Origin of the sequence: Streptomyces cucumeris, assembly GCF_024295805.1 — a bacterium.
GTDB lineage: Bacteria > Actinomycetota > Actinomycetes > Streptomycetales > Streptomycetaceae > Streptomyces > Streptomyces cucumeris.
This window is the reverse complement of record NZ_JANCLX010000051.1, coordinates 25,405-45,337: the sequence shown is the minus strand read 5'-3', so window position 1 is coordinate 45,337 and position 19,933 is coordinate 25,405. Positions and strand designations below refer to the sequence as shown.

Below are 19,933 nucleotides of genomic sequence, written 5' to 3'. Positions count from 1 at the left end.
CAGCCATCAACGAATACGCAACATCCACCAACCCCACATCCGGCCGCTCCACCACAAACGACCGCAACCGAGCAGCCTGACCACACAACGCCCCCGACCCACGACCCGACAACACAAACGGCAACACTCCGGGTGACCGCCCGGAGTCCGCTTCCGCTTCACCGGTCTCAGGTTTCCTGCGCGAGGCGGTCGAGCCGGGCGGGACATCACTGATGACCAGGTGACAGTTGGTGCCGCCCATTCCGAACGAACTGACGCCGGCGATCAAGGGGCTATCGGGCGCTTCCCACGAACCGAGGTCCTGCTGCACCCGAAGATTGAGCTCGTCCAGCGCGATCTCCGGGTTCGCCCGCTCGAAATGGAGGCTGGCGGGGAGTTGGCGGTGGCGGATCGACATCGCCACTTTGATGAGGCCCGCGATCCCCGCGGCTGCCCCCAGATGCCCCAGATTCGTCTTGACCGATCCGACAGGCAGCGGTTGCGTTCGCGGCCGGGCGGAGCCGGCAACGGCACCGAGCGCCGCGGCCTCCACAGGGTCGCCGGCAGGTGTTCCCGTGCCGTGCAGCTCGACGTATTGGAGTTGTGCGGCACTGATGCGAGCGCGCTCGTGAGCGCGGCGCAGGACGTCTCGTTGTGCGAGCTCATCAGGCTGGGTCAGGGCATGACCGTTGCCGCCGTGATTCACCGCGCTCCCGAGGATCACGCAGTGCGGGGTGTCACCATCGGCCAGGGCGTCCTCGAGCCTCTTGAGTACGACCAGACCGCCGCCTTCACCTGGCACATAACCGTTCGCGCGAGCATCGAAGGTGTAGCAACGGCCGTCCGGTGACAGTGGCCCCCAACGGTCCGCGATGTCCACGGACTCCGGCAGCAGGTTGAGCTGCACGCCGCCCGCGACGGCGAGGTCCGACTCACCGGTGAGCAGACTCTGGCAGGCCAGGTGAACGGCGACCAGCGATGAGGACTGACCGCTGTCGATACCCACACTGGGCCCGTGCACATCCAGGAAGTGGGAGAGCCGGTTGGCGATCACCGAACGTTCCATGCCGGGGTAGGTGTGCTGAGTCGCCGTAGCGGAACCGTTGCGGTGCACGAGATGGGCGTAGTCGTCGGCGAAGGCACCCACGAAGACACCGAGTCGGCCGCCGCGCACGCTGTCCGGCACGATCGCCGCGTCCTCCAGCGCCTCCCACCCCAGCTCCAGCACGAGTCGCTGCTGCGGGTCGACGGACGCCGCCTCGCGGGCGGAAATACCGAAGAACTCGGCATCGAACTCGTCGACGGCGTCGAGGAACCCACCCCAGGGGGGCGCGACCGTCCTGTCCGAGCCACGACGTCCGGGCGGGCGCTCGGTGATCGCATGACGTCCCGCGGCCAGGAGGCGCCACAGTTGCCGAGGCCCATCAGCGCCGGGGAAACGGCAGGACGCACCAACCACCGCGATGTTGCCACCTTGGGCCTGGACATCCACCCGGATCGTCCCCTTCCACGTTCACATTGCGTCGTGCGAGGTCACGGCAGCGAGCGCCGGACACAGTGCGTTGCAGCGCGGCGTGATTTCCCGCAGGCTGCGCCACCACCGGTCCACGAAATGGAATGAAATCTTCTCGGCCGTGGCGCGTCGAATTCTCTCGGCCGGATTACTGCGCAGCAGATTTCAGTCGGTCAGGACTGCGGAAAGTCCCACCTGGTCGCGGACTCCCATCCGGCAATTCCCGCCCAGCCGTAGACCCGTTCGGGATTCAGTCGGAACACCGGAGCGCTCTGGCCGAAACGCGTGTGGACACGATCCTCGCTGACCGAGAGTTCCCAGTCGTACTTCGCCCCGACTCCTTCGGCGAGCACGTTGATGTCGTCGTCCCCGATCACTCGGGAGCAACTGCCCTCGATCATTACCACGTCCTCGCCGACCTGCAGGTTCACAGAGGCCCGCGGGTTGACCTTCAGAAATTCACCGCAGCGGTTCTGGCTCGAGAACCAGAAGGTGTTCCGCTGCCAGACACCCCACAAGGGCCTGCTGTGCGGGTGTCCGTCCGGGCTCGCGGTGACCAGCCAGTATGTGGACGCGGACTCGAGCAGATTCTCCGCCCAGCTCCACGGTTGTGTTGGCCCCGGTGCGGTCTGGTTGAAGATGAATGCCGGCGTCCCCTTCCGCTTCTCCTTGTTTTTCAACACCTCGGCAGTCATGTCGCTGTCCCTTCGCTCGTCCGCTGTGGGCGACCAGCGAAACGCACCGGTCTGGCTTTCGCGCTTCATGCTCGCAGCGCGACTGCGACACCGACACCCCGAAAGAACCGCGCGACTATCGGGGCAGCGACTAGGGGGGTTAGGGGGTGCCCCGCGCCGACGTCGCAAGAGCATGGTTGTTCACGCGACCGCCCAGACGCGGTTTTGATCGTGGTCCCACCCAAGCCATTTCTGCGCAAGCTCTCCGCCGGACTGCCGGCCTCAGCAGATGCCTGCCACGTGTCCAGGCACGACAAGTCCGGGGTACGCCGGACCACTCCGGGGTCCCCGGGCCACTGGAACAGACAGAGACAGATGGGGTTGTTCGTATGGAGAACGAGGACAAGCTTCGCCAGTATCTCAAGTTGGTCACGAGCGACCTCTACCAAGCTCGTAAGAAGATCACTGAGATGGAGGCCCAGGACACCGAGCCGATCGCCATCGTCTCGATGGCCTGTCGCCTGCCCGGCGACGTCTGGTCGCCGGAGGACCTCTGGGAGCTGGTCGCCAGTGGCACCGACGCGATCGGCGACTCGCCGACCGACCGGGGCTGGGACATGGACAGCATCTACGACCCGGAGCCCGGCAAGCCCGGCAAGACGTACACCCGCGAGGGCGGCTTCATGTCCGGCCTGGCCGACTTCGACGCGGATTTCTTCGGCATCTCCCCACGCGAAGCTCTTGCCATGGACCCGCAGCAGCGGATCGTCCTCGAGGCCGCCTGGGAGTCGTTCGAACGTGCCGGCATCGACCCGGAGACCCTCCGTGGCACCGAGACAGGTGTGTTCATCGGCTCGAACACCCATGACTACGTGCCGTTGACCGTCACGGCACCCCGCGAGGTCGACGGCTATCTGCTGCTGGGCAACGCGCCCAGCGTGCTCTCCGGCCGCGTCGCGTACACCTTCGGCTTCGAGGGCCCCGCTGTCACCGTCGACACCGCCTGTTCCTCCTCGTTGGTCGCGATGGACTACGCCATCCGGGCCTTGCGCCGCGGCGAGTCCACGATGGCTCTGGCCGGCGGCGTCGCGTCGATGTGCTCGCCACTGGTCATGGTCGACTTCAGCCGACAGCGCGGGATCGCGCCCAACGGCCGGTGCAAGGCATACGCGGACACCGCGGACGGCACCGGCTGGTCGGAGGGGGTCGGCCTGGTCCTGCTCGAGCGGCTCTCCGACGCGCAGGCCAACGGCCACCCGGTCCTTGCCGTCATCCGTGGTTCGGCGATCAACCAGGACGGTGCCTCCAACGGCCTGACCGCTCCCAACGGCCCCGCCCAGCAACGGGTCATCCAGGCGGCGCTGGCCGACGGCCAGGTGCCGATGGAGCAGGTCGACCTGGTCGAAGGGCACGGCACCGGCACCCGGCTGGGCGACCCGATCGAGGCACAGGGGCTGCTGGCCACCTACGGCCGCAAGAAGAAGGACGGCGAGCCACTGTGGCTGGGCTCGCTGAAGTCGAACGTGGGTCACACCCAGGCGGCCGCGGGCGTCGTCGGCGTGATCAAGACAGTGATGGCCATGCGCCACGGCGTCCTCCCCAAGACGCTGCACGTGGATGAGCCGACGCGCGAAGTGGACTGGTCGGCCGGCGGGGTCAAGGTGTTGACGGAGAACCGCCCGTGGCCGGAGAACGAGTGGCCGCGCCGGGCAGGTGTGTCGTCGTTCGGCATGAGCGGTACCAACGCGCATGTCATCCTCGAGCAGGCGCCCGCGCCGGAGGCGGTCGAGGCCGAGCCGGTGAGCGCACAGCCGACCGCCGTGCCCTTCCTGCTCTCCGCCCGTACTCCGCAGGCCCTGGCCGGTCAGGCGAGGCGGCTGCGTGACTGGCTCGCCGACGAGGATGTCGCCCTGCTCGACGTCGCGAAGTCGCTCGCGCTGCACCGTGTGACGTTCGAGCACCGCGCCGCCGTGGTCGCGGGCACCAAGGAGGACCTGCTCGCACAGCTCGACCTGCTGGCCGGCGGCGGCAGCGGTGCCACGGCGGTCGTCGGCACCGAGTGCCGCGGTCTCACCGCGGTGATGTTCCCCGGACAAGGCTCACAGCGCATCGGCATGGGCGCCCAGCTCGCGGCCGCGTTCCCCGCCTTCGACACGGCGTACTCGGAGGTGCTGGGGTGGCTCGACCCCGAGCTGCCGCAGATCATCGCCGAGGGCGGCCCGACGCTGGATCGGCCCGAGTACGCGCATCCCGCGCTGTTCGCGATCGAGGTGGCGCTCTACCGCCTGGTCGAGTCATGGGGTCTGCACCCCGACCACCTGCTCGGTCAGTCCTGTGGGGACATCGCGGCGGCGCACGTCGCGGGTGTGCTGTCGCTCAAGGACGCGGCCACCATGGTCACCGCCCGAGCACGGCTGATCCAGACCTCGGCCGCCGGCGTGATGGTCTCGGTCTCGGCCGGCGCAGACGTGGTGGAGCCGGTCATCGCCGGCATCGAGGGCGTCTCGCTCGCCGGTATCAACAGCCCGGGCTCAGTCACCCTCTCGGGGCTGGAGGGCCCGGTCGAGGCGGCTGTGGCGCGCCTGTCCGAGCTCGGCCACGCGTCCCGCACACTGCGGGTCGGCGTCGCGGGCCACTCGGTCACGATGGAGCCGATCCAGGACCGGTTCCGGGCCGTGGTGGAGACCTTGACCTATTCGGCCCCGACCATCCCGATGGTGGTGCCCGCCGAGGTGCTGTGCACCCCTGAGTTCTGGGTCCGGCAGATGCGCGACCCGGTGGACCTCGTCGGCGGCGTGGCTTCGCTGCGCGAGCGCGGCGTCACCCGGTTCATCGAACTGTCCCCCGCCGCGTCGATGAGCAGCGACGTACGCAAGTGCTACGGCGACGAGTCGGTCGTGGTCACGCCGTCCCTCCGCAGCCGGCGCGACGAGGTGGAATGCATCGCCGTGGCGATGGCCACCCTGCACGCCGCCGGCGTCGAGGTGGACTGGGCAGCCTTCTTCGCCGGCACCGGCGCGCAACGTGTCGACTTGCCCACCTACGCGTTCCAGCACGAACGCTTCTGGCTCGAGACCAGCCACGTCGGAGGGCAGGACCTCAGTTCGATCGGCCTGCGCTCGGTGGACGCCCCGCTCCTGGGTGCCGGCGTCTCGCTCGCCGACGACGGCGGCTTCCTGTGCACCGGCCGGCTGTCGCTCTCCACCCAGCCCTGGCTTGCCGACCACACCCTGTTCGGCCGCACGCTGCTGCCCGGCACCGCATTCGTCGAGTTCGCGCTGCGCGCGGCGGACCAGGTCGGCTGTGAGCTGGTCGAGGAACTGACCATCGAGGCCCCGCTGTTGCTGGAGCGAGGCGGCGTGGCGCTGCAGATCGTGGTCGGCGAGCCGGAGGAGTCCACCGGCCGACGGTCGATCACCATCTGGTCGCAACAGCAGGACCCGGACTCCCCCGACATCGACGCGGCCTGGACACGGCACGCCAGTGGCTTCGTCTCAGCGACCGCTGGTGTGAGCCGCGACGACTCCGAGATGGCCGAGTGGCCGCCCGCCGGTGTCGAGGAAGTCGAGCTCAGCGATCTTTACGAGACCTTCGCCGCGGCCGGATACGCCTACGGGCCGGTGTTCCGCGGGCTGAAGGCCGCCTGGTTGCGTGACGGGGAGATCTTCGCCGAGGTGGCTCTGCCCGAGCAGGTGGGCGACGCCGGCGCGTACGGCACGCACCCTGCCCTGCTGGACGCCGCGCTGCACGCGATCGCGGTCACCGGCACCACCCAGGGTGTCATCCCCTTCGTGTGGTCGGGCGTCCGGCTGTACGCCGTCGGTGCTTCCGCGCTGCGCGTACGGCTGACTCCGGTGGGGACCGACACGGTGGCACTGCTGGTCGCCGACGGGACCGGCCGCACGGTGCTGTCCGTCGACTCGCTGACCTTGCGGTCCGCCACCGCGGAACAGATCGCCGGGAGTGCTTCCCAGGCCCATGACTCCCTCTACGAGATCGAGTGGATCTCCGCGGGTGAGGCCGGGGCCTCGTCGCCCACCGGCTGGGCGAACCTGGGCGGCGGCGCGCCCGCGACAGGCACGGCGTACGAGGGCTTCCCCGCACTGCAGGCCGCCCTGGACGCCGGGGGCGAGGTGCCCACCGTGGTGCTGGCCGCTCCCGGTCACGACCACGGCCACGACGTGGCCGCAAGCGTGCACTCAGGTGTCAACCGGATGCTCGAACTGGTCCGCCACTGGCTGGCCGACGAACGGCTGGCCACCTCACGGCTGGTGCTGGTCACCCGTGGCGCGTTGGCCACGTACGAGGGTGAACACGTCCGTGACCTGATCGGCGCGGCCCTGCACGGCCTGTTCCGCTCGGCGCGTGCCGAGAACCCGGGCCGGCTCGTCCAGGTCGACCTCGCGCCCGGCGAGCCCGACTCGGCCGTGGTGGCGGCGCTCGACGCCGGGGAGGACGAGGTCGCCGTACGTGCGGGCACGATCCTGGTGCCGCGCCTGGCCAAGGTCTCCTCCTCGACGACGCTCGCCGTGCCGGCGGAGTCGGCCGCCTGGCGCCTGTCCGCCCCCCATCCCGGAACGTTCGACGGGCTCGCCTTGATCGAGTCACCGGAGGCGGTCGCACCTCTGGCCGAGGGTGAGGTGCGGGTGGCCGTCCGAGCCGCCGGCATGAACTTCCGGGACGTCATGTCCACCCTGGGCCTGGTCCGCGGTCAGGAAGTGCTCGGCGGCGAGGCGGCCGGCGTGGTGACCGAGGTCGGCCCGGGAGTCATCGGTCTCCAGCCCGGGGACCGGGTGATGGGCCTGTTCTTCGGGCCGTTCGGGCCGGTGGCCGTGGGCGACCACCGGATGGTGGTACCGATCCCGGACGGGTGGTCGTACCTGCAGGCCGCGACGGTCCCGATCACCTACCTGACCGCGTACTTCGGGCTCGTCGACGTGGCCGACCTGCAACCCGGCGAGTCCGTGCTCATCCACGCCGCCGCCGGTGGCGTCGGCATAGCGGCCGTGCAGCTTGCCGCCCATCTGGGCGCCGAGATCTTCGCCACCGCCAGCCCCGCCAAGTGGGCGGCCGTTCGTGAGCTCGGCATCCCCCGCGAACGCATCTCGAACTCCCGCACCGCGCAGTTCGAATCCGATCTGCTCGGCGCCACCGACGGCCGTGGCGTCGACGTGGTCCTCAACTCGCTCACCAACGAGCTCGTGGACGCCTCGCTACGACTGCTGCCGCGCGGCGGCCGGTTCGTCGAGATGGGCAAGACCGACATCCGCGACGCCGACTGGGCGGCCGAGGCGTTCCCCGGTGTGCGCTATCAGGCGTTCGACCTGCTCGGGGTGGCGCCCGAACGGGTCCAGGAGATGTTGGCCGAACTGCTGGACCTGTTCGGCCGTGGCGCTCTCACCCTGCCTCCGATCACCACCTGGGACGTCCGCCGGGCCCCGGACGCGTTGAGGTTCCTCAGCCAGGCCCGGCACATCGGCAAGATCGCCCTGACCATCCCGGTGCCCGTCGATCCGGCCGGGACCGTGCTTCTGACCGGCGCCTCCGGCGCACTGGGCGGCCTGGTCGCCCGGCACTTGGTCGCCGAGCACGGCGTACGTCACCTCGTGCTGGCGAGCCGGCGCGGCCCGGATGCCCCCGGCGCGGCCGAGTTCGCCACCGAGTTGACCGAACTCGGCGCCTCGGTGACGACTGTCGCCTGTGACGTCTCCCACCGCGCATCGCTGCTCGGGGTGCTGGCCGCGATCCCCGCCGAACATCCGCTGACCGCGGTGGTGCATATCGCGGGCACCAGCGACGACGGCGTCATCGGCTCGCTGACGACCGAGCAGGTCGACACCGTGTTGCGTCCCAAGGTGGACGCCGGTTGGCTCCTCCACGAGCTGACCAAAGACCTCGACCTCTCCGCCTTCGTGCTGTTCTCCTCCGCCGTCGGGGCATTCGGCGCGCCGGGCCAGGCCAATTACGCCGCCGCCAATGCGTTCCTGGACGCTCTTGCCCGGCACCGCCGCGCGTCGGGGCTGCCCGCCGTCTCGCTCGACTGGGGCCTGTGGGCCGCCACGAGCCATATGACCACCGCCCTGCAGGAGGCCGACTGGGAACGGATGGCCCGCGCCGGTATCAAGGCGCTGTCCGACGAGGAGGGCCTGGCCCTCTTCGACGCGGCCCTCACCGTCGGCGCCCCGGTGGTGCTACCGGTCCGGCTCAACCTGGCCGCGTTCCGCGGGGAGGTGCCGCCCCTGCTGCGCAACCAGGTCTCCGGACGGGTGCGACGTACCGCCGTCGCGCGCGGCGGCGGTGCCGGCTCGTGGACCCGCCGTCTGCTCGCCCGGCCGCCGGCCACCCGGCAGCGGATCGTGCTGGACGCCCTCGCCGCCGAGACCGCGGCCGTGCTCGGGCACACGTCGGCGTCGAGACTCTCGCCGGACCGGAGCTTCAAGGACATCGGCTTCGATTCGCTGGCCTCGGTGGAGCTGCGCAACCGGATCACCGCGCTCACCGGCTTGCGGCTGCCGGCAACGGTGGTCTTCGACTACCCGGACCTCACCTCGCTGACCGCATACGTGCTCGGCGAGGTGGTCAGCGCCGGCTCCTCCGCGTCGGCGGCACCCGCGATCGTCACGGCGGACACCGGCGGCGACGCGATCGCCATCGTCGGCATGGCCTGCCGCTACGGCGGCGGGATCGACTCGCCGGAGGCGTTGTGGGCGATGGTCGAGGAGGGCCGGGACGCCGCCACGGAGTTCCCGTCCGACCGTGGCTGGAACCTGGCCGAGCTGTTCGATCCCGAGCCCGGCCGCTCGGGCACGACCAACGCCCGGGCGGCCGGCTTCCTGCCCGGCGCAACCGAATTCGATCCCGAGTTCTTCGGCATCTCACCTCGTGAGGCCACCGCGATGGACCCGCAGCAGCGTCTGTTGCTGGAGTCGGCGTGGGAGGCGTTCGAGCGTGCCGGTATCGACCCGTCGGCGCTGCGCGGCACGAAGACCGGCGTATTCGTCGGCCTCAGCGCCCATGACTACGGCAACTTGCTCGCGCTCGAATCGCGCGGTCTCGATGGCCACCTGCTGACCGGAACGGCGCCCAGCGTGGCCTCGGGCCGCATCGCCTACGAGTTCGGCCTGGAGGGCCCCGCGCTGACGGTCGACACCGCCTGTTCGTCCTCGCTGACCACGCTGCATATGGCGGCCCAGGCGCTGCGGACCGGTGAGTCCGACCTCGCGCTGGCCGGCGGTGTGGCCGTGATGTCCACACCGGTGGTGTTCCAGGAGTTCACGCTGCAGGGCGGCCTCTCCGCGGACGGCCGCTGCCGGGCGTTCGGCGCGGACGCGGACGGCACCGGCTGGGCCGAGGGCGTCGGACTGCTCGTGCTGGAGCGCTTGTCGGACGCCCGCCGCAACGGCCACCAGGTCCTCGCGGTGGTGAAGGGCTCCGCGGTGAACCAGGACGGCGCCTCCAACGGGCTGACCGCGCCCAACGGCCGCTCGCAGCAGCGTGTGATCCGAGAGGCGCTGGCCAATGCCGGTGTCTCCGCTGCCGATGTGGACGTCGTGGAGGGACACGGCACCGGCACCACGCTCGGCGACCCGATCGAGGCGCAGGCACTACTGGCGACGTACGGGCGGGAGCACACCGAGGAAAGCCCGCTCTGGCTCGGCTCCCTGAAATCGAACCTGGGCCATGCGCAAGCGGCTGCCGGCGTGGCCGGGGTGATCAAGATGGTCCAGGCGCTGCGACACGGCCTGCTGCCCCGGACCTTGAACGCCGAGGAGCCCACCCCGCACGTGGACTGGTCGGACGGTGCCGTGAAGCTGCTGACCACAGCACAGCAGTGGCCGGAGCGCGACCAGCCCCGGCTCGGCGCCGTCTCCGCGTTCGGAATCAGCGGCACCAATGTGCATATGGTGCTGGAGCAGGCACCGGAGCTCGGCGAGCCGCCCGCTCCGCCCGCGCCCGACCGGGTGCTCGCACCATCCGTCAAGCCGTTCGTCCTCTCGGCACGCGGTGCGGCGGCACTGCGCGATCAGGCAGCCAGGCTCGGCGCCCACCTCACCGGGCACCCGGAGGTGGACCTCGACGCGCTCGGCCGCTCGCTCAGCGGCCGGGCCACCCTGGAGCACCGGGCCGTGGTGCTCGCCGAAAACCTGGGCACGCTGACCGCGGGGCTCACGGCGATCGCCACCGGCACGACGGACTCCCACGAGGACGTCGTGCTGGGCAACGGCGGTGACACGACCCAGCCGGTCTTCGTCTTCGCAGGTCAGGGTGGCCAGTGGAGTGGTATGGCCCTCGACCTGTGGAACACCAGCCCGCTGTTCGCCGCCGCCATGACCGAGTGCGACGCGGCGCTGGCCCCGCACGTCGACTGGAACGGCGCCACCCTGTCGGACGTCCTCACCGGCACTCCGGGCGCGCCGAGCCTGGACCGGGTGGACGTGGTCCAGCCCGCGCTGTTCGCGGTGATGGTGTCCCTGGCCCGGCTGTGGCGGTCGCTCGGGGTCGAGCCGGCCGCAGTGGTCGGTCACTCCCAGGGCGAGATCGCGGCGGCCGTGGTGGCCGGTGTCCTCACGCCGGCCGACGGCGCCCGCATCGCCGGGTTGCGCTCGCGCTTGATCGCCGGCCTGACCGAGCGCGGCGGGATGGGCTGGATCGGCCTGCCGGTCGCCCGGGTCCAGGAGCGGCTCGTCGACCACCCGGGGCTCGGCGTCGCCGCGGTCAACGGGCCGCGGTCGGTGGTCGTCTCCGGCGCCGCCGACGAACTGCAGAGCCTGTGCGCGGCGCTCGCGGCCGAGGAGATCCCGGTGCGTACGCTCCTGGTCGACTACGCGTCGCACTCGCACGGGGTGGAGGAGCTGCACGCCGAACTCATCGACGTGCTGGCCGACATCGCGCCTGCTGAGGCAGAAGTGCCGTTCTACTCCACGGTCACCGGCGGGCGGGTCGACGGCACCGAACTGAACGCCGACTACTGGTATCGCAATCTTCGGGAGACGGTGCGGTTCAGCGCGGCTGTCGAGGCTCTGCTGGACGACGGGCACGGCTGCTTCGTGGAGCTCAGCGCGCACCCGGCCCTCGTCGACGCGGTCGAGGCGGTTGCCGAGGCCCGGAACACCGAGGTCGCCGCGTCGTGGTCGTTGCGGCGGAACGGCGGTGACGTCGCGTTCACCCGCTCGCTGGCCACGGCCTTCGTGCACGGGGCAACGGTGCGCTGGGGGACGGCGTTTCCCGCCGGAGAACGCATCGACCTGCCCACTTACGCGTTCCAGCACCGCCGGTTGTGGGTCGAGTCCGCAGGTGCGGTGACCGCGAGCGCCGCCGACCTGGGGCTGGCGTCCGCCGATCACCCCCTGTTGGGCGCCGCCGTGGAACGCGCCGGCGAGGACCAGGTCCTCTTCACCGGCAGGTGGTCGCTGGCGACCCAGCCGTGGCTGGCCGATCACGTCGTGCTCGGCACCCTCCTGCTGCCGGGAGCCGCCTTCGTCGAGCTGGTCACCCACGCCGGGCGTCACGTCGACTGCGCCCGTCTGGAAGAGCTGGCCTTTCAGGCGCCGCTGGTGCTCTCGGAGAAGTCGGGTGTGGCGGTGCAAGTCGCGGTCGGCGCCGCCGACTCCACCGGTCGGCGTTCGGTCACGGTGCACTCCCGGCGCACCGGGTCCGGCGCCGACAGCAGGTGGATCCTGCACGCGGAAGGCACCCTCGCCCCGGTCGGTACCGGCCCGGTGCCGGGCAACCTGACGGTCTGGCCGCCAACCGGCGCGGAGGCGGTCGATGTGACCGACCTCTATGCCCGGCTCGCCGAGCGCGGATACGCCTACGGGCCTGCCTTCGCCGGGATCCGTGCGCTGTGGCGGGACGGCGACGACATGTACGGCGAGGTCGCACTGCCGAGCACGGTCCGTGCCGAGGCGGGGCGGTTCGGCCTGCACCCGGCACTGCTGGACGCCGCCCTGCAGGTGCCGGTCGCCGGACTGATCGACAGCGAGAGCGAGGCAGTGATGCCGTTCTCCTGGAACGGCATCACCGTGCACACCCGAGGAACGAGCTCGCTGCGGGTCGCTTTCCGGCGCAAGGGCCCCGACTCCTCCACGATGCTGCTCACCGACGGCGCGGGCGAGCCCGTCGCCTCGTTCGACTCCATCGTCGCGAGGCCGGTCAGCCGTGCACAGCTCCGGAGCGCCGTGGACACCGCGGCCGACACGGATGTCAACGACGAGAGCTACCGCGTCACGTGGCGCGCACTGCCCAGCGGCACGCCCACGCCGATCGGCGGTACCTGGCTGGCGGTGGTCCCCGAGGGGCAGCCGGCCGAGGGCTGGGCCGCGGAAACCGTGCGCCGCCTCGCTGCCCACGCGCCCTCCCTGGTGACCTGGGCCGTACCGTGCGGGAGCCTCGACCGGGCAGCGCTGGCCCAGCGGCTCCGCGAGCTCGCGGCGAACGGCACGAGCCCGGTCGGGGTGCTGTCGCTGCTGGCCGAGGACGAGACCCCGTGTGAGGACTCGTCAGCGCTGCCGCAAGGGCTCGCGGGCACGGTGGTGCTCACCCAGGCCCTGCTCGACGCCGAACTCGACATCCCGGTCTGGGCGGTGACAAAGGGCGCGGTGGCGGCCGGTCCCCAGGACCGCATCGGCTCGCCCACCCAGGCGCTGGTCTGGGGTTTCGGACGTGTCGCAGGCCTCGAACACCCGCGGCTCTGGGGCGGCCTGATCGATCTGCCGGAGACGGTGGACGACCACGCGGTCGCCGAACTGGCCGGTGTGCTTGCGGACAACGGCGAGAACGAGGTCGCCGTACGATCCCAGGCCGTCCTGGCCCGCCGTCTGGTCCGGGCGACAGTGCCCGAGCAGGAGCCGCCCGAGTGGCGGCCGCGCGGTACCGTGCTCGTGACGGGTGGCACGGGTGGCCTTGGTTCCGAAGTGGCCCGCTGGCTGGCCGACCGCGGTGCCGAACATCTGGTGCTGGCCAGCCGCAGCGGCGCCGACGCGGCCGGGGCCCAGCGCCTGGTCGAGGAACTGGCCGCCAAGGGCGTCTCGGTCTCGGTGATGGCCTGCGATGTCGCAGACCGGGCCGCCGTGATCGAATTGCTGGCCTCCGTTCCCGCCGAGCGCCCGCTGACCGCGGTCGTGCATGCCGCGGGCAGCCTCGATGGCGGGCCGATCGCCGACACGACGCTGACCGGGTTCGGCGACATCCTGGCTGCCAAGGTGCTCGGTGCGGCGCACCTCGACGAGCTGCTCGACCACGACAGCATCCAGACGGTGCTGCTGTTCGGCTCCATCTCGGCGACCTGGGGCGTCAGCAACCAGTCCGCGTATTCGGCTGCCAACGCGTACCTCGATGCCCTGGCCCGGGAGCGGCACGACCGCGGCGGCCACACCATCTCGGTGGCGTGGGGTCCGTGGGAGGCCGGAATGCTGACCGAGGACGAGGAGATGGCCGACTCGCTGCGCCGCGGAGGTCTGCCCCTGCTGCCGGTGGACTCCGGACTGGCGACCCTGGACCGGATCGTCACCGAGGACGAACCCTGCCCGGTCGTCGCACGAGTCGAATGGGCCCGGTTCCATGCCCGCTTCACCTCGCTGCGGCCCAGCCCGCTGCTGGCCGACCTGCCGGATGTTCGCCGACTGCCGACGGCGGAGTCCGAGACCTCGGTCGAACGCGGCGCGGCCCTGATCGAGAAGCTCACCGCGCTGCCCGAGGAGGACCGGGAGCCGGCCGTGCTCGATCTGGTCTGCTCGCATGTCGCGGCCGTGCTCGGCCACGACTCCCCGGAGGAGGTCGATCGCAAGCGGGCTTTCAAGGACGTCGGCTTCGACTCGATGATCGCCGTCCAGCTACGCAACCGGCTCAATGCGGCAACCGGGTTGCGGCTGCCGGTGACGCTGGTCTTCGACTACCCGAATCCGACGAGCCTGGCCTCGTTCCTGCGCTCGGAGGTGGCCGCCAGTGTGCCGTCGCCGACGGACGCGGTACTGGCCGAGTTCGACCGGCTGGAGGCGTCGCTCTCCGCGCTGCCGACCGAGGAGACGGACGTGCGCGACGTCCTCGTCAGCCGGGCGCGAGAACTGCTCAGCCGGCTCTCGGGCCCGGCGCAGGCCGCGAGCGCCGAGGGCGACATGGCGTCGCTGACGGCGGCCTCCGACGACGAACTGTTCAGCTTCATCAACACACAGCTCGGCCGCGAGGACGAGTGATCCGTGCACACACATGGGACTTGCCGTGGCGTCGGATGAGGGGTTGAGGAGCAGATGGACGACAACGAGCACAAACTGCGGAGCTACCTGAATCTGGTCACGGCAGACCTCGTGCGGGCCCGCAAGCGGTCGGAGGAGCTTGAGCGGCGGGTCGGCGAGCCGATCGCGATCATCGGCATGGCCTGCCGCTATCCGGGCGGCGTGCGCTCACCGGAGGATCTGTGGGAGCTGGCGATCACCGGGCGGGACGCGATCACCCCGTTTCCCCACGACCGGGGCTGGGACCTCGACGCGCTCTACGACCCCGACGCGAATCGCCCGGGCACCAGCTACACCCAGCAGGGCGGCTTCCTGACCGACGTCGCGGACTTCGACGCGCAGTTCTGGGGCATCTCGCCCCGTGAGGCCACCGCATTGGATCCACAGCAGCGACTGCTGCTGGAGACATCGTGGCAGGCCCTCGAAAGGGCTCGGATCGATCCGCACTCGCTGCACGGCAGCGAGACCGGGGTGTTCGTGGGCCCGAGTGTGACCGACTACGCGGCCCTGCTGGCGCGCTACCCGGCCGGGTTCGAAGGGCTCCTGCTCGGCGGCCTGGCAGGAGCCATCATCTCCGGCAGAATCTCCTACCTGCTGGGGCTGGAGGGTCCGGCAGTGACCCTCGACACCGGTTGTTCCTCATCACTCACCGCCTTGCACCTCGCGGCGGGAGCGCTGCGCGCCGGAGACTGCTCACTCGCTCTGGCCGGTGGCGTTTCCGTGTTGGCCACGCCGGGCTCGTTCGTCGAGTTCAGCACCCAACGCGGGCTCGCTCCTGACGGCCGGTGCAAGTCCTTCGGCGATACCGCGGACGGTACGTCCTGGGCCGAGGGCGTCGGCATGGTCGTGATCGAGCGGCTTTCCGACGCCCGCCGCCACCGGCACCCGGTCCTGGCGGTGCTGCGCGGCTCGGCCATCAACCAGGACGGGGCGTCGAACGGGCTGACCGCACCAAGTGGCCCGTCCCAGCAGCGGGTGATCCGGCGTGCGCTGGCTGCGGCCGGGCTCAAGTCCTCCGATGTCGACGCCGTCGAGGCACACGGCACCGGCACGACACTGGGCGACCCGATCGAGGCCCAGGCGCTGCTGGCCACGTACGGGCGCGACAGGCAGCCCGGTCGTCCGCTGTTCCTGGGGTCGCTCAAGTCCAACCTGGGCCACAGCCAGTCCGCCGCTGGAGTGGGCGGTCTGATCAAGACGGTGATGTCGCTTCGGCACGGCATGCTGGCACCGACGCTGCACGCCGACCCACCGTCCACCGAGGTCGACTGGACGGCCGGGGACGTCGAACTCCTGCAGGAGTCGCGGTCGTGGCCGGAGACGGAGGACCGGCCACGGCGTGCGGCGGTTTCCGCCTTCGGCATCGGCGGCACCAACGCGCATGTCATTCTCGAGGCGGTGCCCGAAGAGGACCCCGGACGGGAGGGCGACGGCGTCGCGCACCGCACGCTCGCGGCCGTTCCCTGGTTGGTCTCCGGCCGCACCGTGGCCGCGATGCGCGCCCAGGCCGCGCGGCTGGCCACCTTCCTGACGCATCGGGCTGAGCCGGCCGACCTCACCGACGTCGGATACTCACTGGCCACCACGCGCGCCGCCCTGAACAGCCGCGGCGTCGTCGTGGCCGCCGATCGAGACGACCTGCTCGCCGGGCTCGGCGCACTCGCCGGGGGCACACCGCATGCCGCGGTCACGGCAGGCACCACAGCGCGCGGACGGCTGGCCTTCCTGTTCACCGGCCAGGGGGCGCAGAAGCTGGGCATGGGCCGCGCGTTGTACGCGGAGCACCCCGTCTTCGCCGAGGCGTTCGATGCTGTCTGCGCGCACCTGGACGGTCCACTCGGCCGTTCGCTGCGTGACCTGACCTTCGCCGAGGACGACCCGCTGGGCCTGCTCGACCGCACCGGATTCGCCCAGCCGGCCCTCTTCGCCGTCGAGACCGCTCTGTTCCGGCTCGTCGAGTCGTGGGGTGTACGCCCGGACTTCGTCGCAGGGCATTCCATCGGCGAGGTCACTGCCGCGCATGTGGCCGGGATCCTGTCGCTCGAGGACGCTTGCGCGTTGGTCGCCGCCCGGGCGCGCCTCATGCAGGGCATGGCACCCGGCGGCGCGATGGTCGCCGTCCGTGCGGCCGAGGAAGACATCCTGCCGATGCTGGATCAGCTCACCGGCCTCGTGTCCGTCGCCGCGGTGAACGGTCCCGCCTCGGTGGTGCTCTCCGGCGACGAGAAGACCCTCACCACGCTGATGGCGAGACTCACCGACAAGGGCCTCCACCCGCGCGAACTGCGGGTGAGCCACGCTTTCCACTCACCGCGGATCGACCCGATCCTGGCCGACTTCCGATCGGCGATCGAGCGCATCTCGTACGCCGCGCCGCGCATCCCGATCGTGCCGCTCGCTCCGGGCGAAGCGGACCGGGGCGAGCGGATGCGTTCCGCGGACTACTGGGTCACCCAGGCCCGTGCGGCGGTGCGGTTCCACGACGGTGTCGTGCGCCTGAGCGAGGCCGGTGTCACCACCTACCTGGAGCTCGGGCCGGGCGGGGTCCTCGCCGCCCTCGGCCAGGACTGCCTGCCGCCGGCCGGTCCGGGCGCACCGGAACGGGCCTTCGTGCCGACACTGCGTCAGGGCCGGGCCGAACCGGCCGCGCTGCTGGATGCGGTGGCTGCCCTTTTCGTCCGCGGTGTGCCGGTCGACTGGCGCGCGGTCTATGCGGGCACCGGCGCCGCCCAGCTCGACCTGCCCACGTATGCCTTCCAGCGCCGCCGCCACTGGCTGGTCGATCACCTGCCGGCGGGGGCGAGCCTGCTGGCCGACCAGGGCATCGTCGGCGGGACGGGCGCTCCGCTGCCGGACGCGGTGACGGACGGGACGGTCACCGGGATTCCCTCCGTACGCGGCAGGATGGCCGATCGCCCGCGCCAGGAGTGGGCGGAGATCCTGCTCGCCGAAGTGTGTGAACAAGTGGCGCGGCTGATGGGCTACGACGCGCTCGACGACGTGAACCCCCAGCGGGGCTTTGCCGAGCTGGGCTTCGACTCGCTGACCGCAACCTGGCTCAGCGAGCGTCTGAGGGCCGTCACCGGTCTGGAGCTGTCGCGCACACTGGTCATCGACTGGCCGACGCCGCACGCCGTCGCCACACATCTGGCCGACTGCTTCGCCGCGCTCGAGGACCTCGGAACACCACCGGCCGCCCCCGCCCCCGCCGCCGCACCGGCGCCTCCGACGCCGGCGGGCGCGGGCCCTGCGACGCCGCCGACGACCGATCCGCTGCCGGTCCTCTTCGCCCAGGCCTGCGCGCAGAACCAGGTGAAGGACGGGTTGGAGCTGTTGGCCGTCGCCGCCCGGATGCGCATGGGTACCGGCTCGCCGAAGATGCGGGAACCCGTCAGTTTCTCCCAGGGGTTCGCGGGCCCGACCCTGGTCTGCATCCCGTCCGTGATGGCTCCCTCCAATGTCTACCAATACGCTCGGATGGCCGACACGCTGCGCACGACGCACAACATGGCTGTGCTGCCGTTGACGGGCTACGCCGACCACGAGTCCCTTCCCCCGACCCGAACCGACCTGGTGGCCGCGGTCGCCGAGACGGTGCTCTCCAACGTGACCGGCCCCTACGTCCTCGTCGGGTACTCCTCCGGCGGCTGGATCGCACACACGGCAGCCGCCCGGCTCAAGGATCTCCACACCGCACCGGAGTCAGTCGTGCTGCTGGACAGCCATCTGCCCGGCAGTACGGGCCTGGCCGAGATCCAGGTCGACCTGCTCGGCGACGCGTACGCCGAATGGACCGCGACGCAGCCGCTGCGCGGCGCCGAACTGACCGCGATGGCACACCACCTACAGCTTTTCGACGACTGGGCACCCACCGGCATCGGCGGCGTATCGACACTGCTGCTGCGCGCCACCGAACGGATGGGCGGCCAGCCCCGCACAGGCGAGCACTGGCAGGTCCACTGGGGTCCCGACCACGACGCGATCGACGTGCCCGGCACCCACCTGAGCATGATCGACGAACACGCCGCGAGCACCGCCTCAGCCATCAGCGGCTGGCTGGCTCGACGGCCCGCCCATCCCTGACACACCGACCCGATCAGACCCGATCAGAGAAGAAGGACATGACTGACAAAATGAACACCCAGTCAGAGTTAGTATCGGACTTCTACGATGTGTTCACCCATATGTTCCTGCGTTTCTGGGGTGAGAACTTCCACTACGGATACTGGCTTTCCGACGAGGACGACAGTTCCGTGGACGTCGCCACAGATCGGCTCACCGACCTGCTCATCGAGCATCTGGGGCTGCGGCCCGGCCAGCGGATGCTGGATGTCGGCTGCGGTATCGGCACGCCCGCGCTCCGCCTGGCCGGTACGGTCGAGGCGGACATCACCGGCGTCACGATCAACTCGGGGCAGGCGCAGGAGGCCAATGCCCGCGCCGCGGTGGCGGGCCTGTCCCATCGCGTCCGGTTCGATCATGCCGACGCGATGGCGCTGCCCTATCCGGACGCCTCGTTCGACGTGGCCTGGGCGTTTGAATCGCTCATGCACATGGAGCGTTCCCGCGCGCTGGCGGAGATGAGGCGTGTACTGCGCCCCGGCGGCCGCCTGGTGATCGCGGACACGTGCCAACGTGAACCGATCAGGCCGGAGTACCAGGACATACTCGACGACGCGAAGGCGAAGTTCGCCATCGTCGAACTTCCCGGCATCGACGACTACCGGGCCCTGATCACCGGCGCGGGCCTGGAGCTGGAGGAGCTGCTGGACGTCAGTGAGCACACCAGGCGAACGCTGCGGATCATGGCCGATGGCGCGAGCGAGCACCGCAGCGCACTGGAGGAGCAGTTCGGTGACGCGGCCCGACAGTTGATCGAGGTCCTGGTGCATCCGCTGTCCACGCTGCCGGAGTTCGGCTACCTGGTGGCCACGGCGCGCAAGACGCCGTAAGCGCGTTGCCGGTCGGCGCGCGACCTGGAAGCTGCCTGGTCACGAGCGCAGGCCGTCGCCGACCCGCCAGATTCGACCCCGATACGACCCCGCTGGCACACCGCTCCGACCAAGGCCAGAGAGGTGAGGCGGACGAGTCGGCCTGTACGCCGGGTTCTGTCTCCCGCGGGCCTCGCGGCCCGTGGGGAGGCGGCCATCCATCTAGGACCGGCGTTGCCACCGGTCTCGTGCGGTCTACCCGCGGACTCGGGCGGGCAGCCCTCGATCGTCCGCGCAGAGCCGCCGAGGCGGCTCCTCTTGACCTTGCTCCGGGTGGGGTTTACCTAGCTGCCCAGGTCACCCTGGGCACTGGTGGTCTCTTACACCACCGTTTCACCCTTACCGAGGACCGAGGTCCCCGGCGGTCTGTTTTCTGTGGCACTGTCCCGCGGGTCACCCCGGGTGGCCGTTAGCCACCACCCTGCCCTGTGGAGCCCGGACGTTCCTCGGCGGGCCCCCGAAGGGACCCGACGCGACCGCCCGGCCGGCTCGTCCGCCGTGTCGACCATGCTACCCGCAGCGGCGGGGGTGGGCGGCCGCCGCCGG

At 70.8% G+C, this 19,933-nt stretch carries 4 protein-coding genes, 1 other RNA gene and 2 pseudogenes; 4 read left to right on the top strand and 3 right to left on the bottom strand.

Going from position 1 to position 19,933, the window contains the following annotated elements; translation table 11 throughout:
- On the bottom strand, positions 1-1,471 hold a 1,471-nt coding region (locus NMK44_RS39480; RefSeq protein ID WP_254752590.1), incomplete at its 3' end, for a beta-ketoacyl synthase N-terminal-like domain-containing protein.
- Positions 1,472-1,665: 194 nt separating this feature from the next.
- On the bottom strand, positions 1,666-2,256 hold the full coding sequence (locus NMK44_RS39475; protein WP_254752588.1) for a pyridoxamine 5'-phosphate oxidase family protein: 591 nt from the start codon (positions 2,254-2,256) through the stop codon (positions 1,666-1,668).
- A 335-nt stretch (positions 2,257-2,591) separates the two neighbouring features.
- On the opposite strand from NMK44_RS39475, the pseudogene NMK44_RS42955 reads away from it, so the two are divergent.
- The 4 genes and pseudogenes from NMK44_RS42955 to NMK44_RS39460 all read left to right on the top strand — a co-directional run.
- Positions 2,592-10,295, top strand: a pseudogene (locus tag NMK44_RS42955) (SDR family NAD(P)-dependent oxidoreductase); the annotation flags it as partial.
- Positions 10,296-10,448: 153 nt separating this feature from the next.
- Entirely contained in the window at positions 10,449-14,357 is a 3,909-nt protein-coding gene (locus tag NMK44_RS42950; protein ID WP_428849372.1) for an SDR family NAD(P)-dependent oxidoreductase, read from the top strand.
- Positions 14,358-14,510: 153 nt separating this feature from the next.
- Positions 14,511-18,479 (top strand): annotated as a pseudogene (locus NMK44_RS39465) (type I polyketide synthase); the annotation flags it as partial.
- 38 nt (positions 18,480-18,517) lie between these two features.
- Entirely contained in the window at positions 18,518-19,348 is an 831-nt protein-coding gene (locus tag NMK44_RS39460) for an SAM-dependent methyltransferase (protein WP_254752582.1), read from the top strand.
- A gap of 129 nt (positions 19,349-19,477) precedes the next feature.
- On the opposite strand, the gene rnpB is transcribed toward NMK44_RS39460, so the two are convergent.
- An RNA gene (gene rnpB, locus NMK44_RS39455) (RNase P RNA component class A) lies at positions 19,478-19,879 on the bottom strand.
- Positions 19,880-19,933 lie beyond the last annotated feature (54 nt).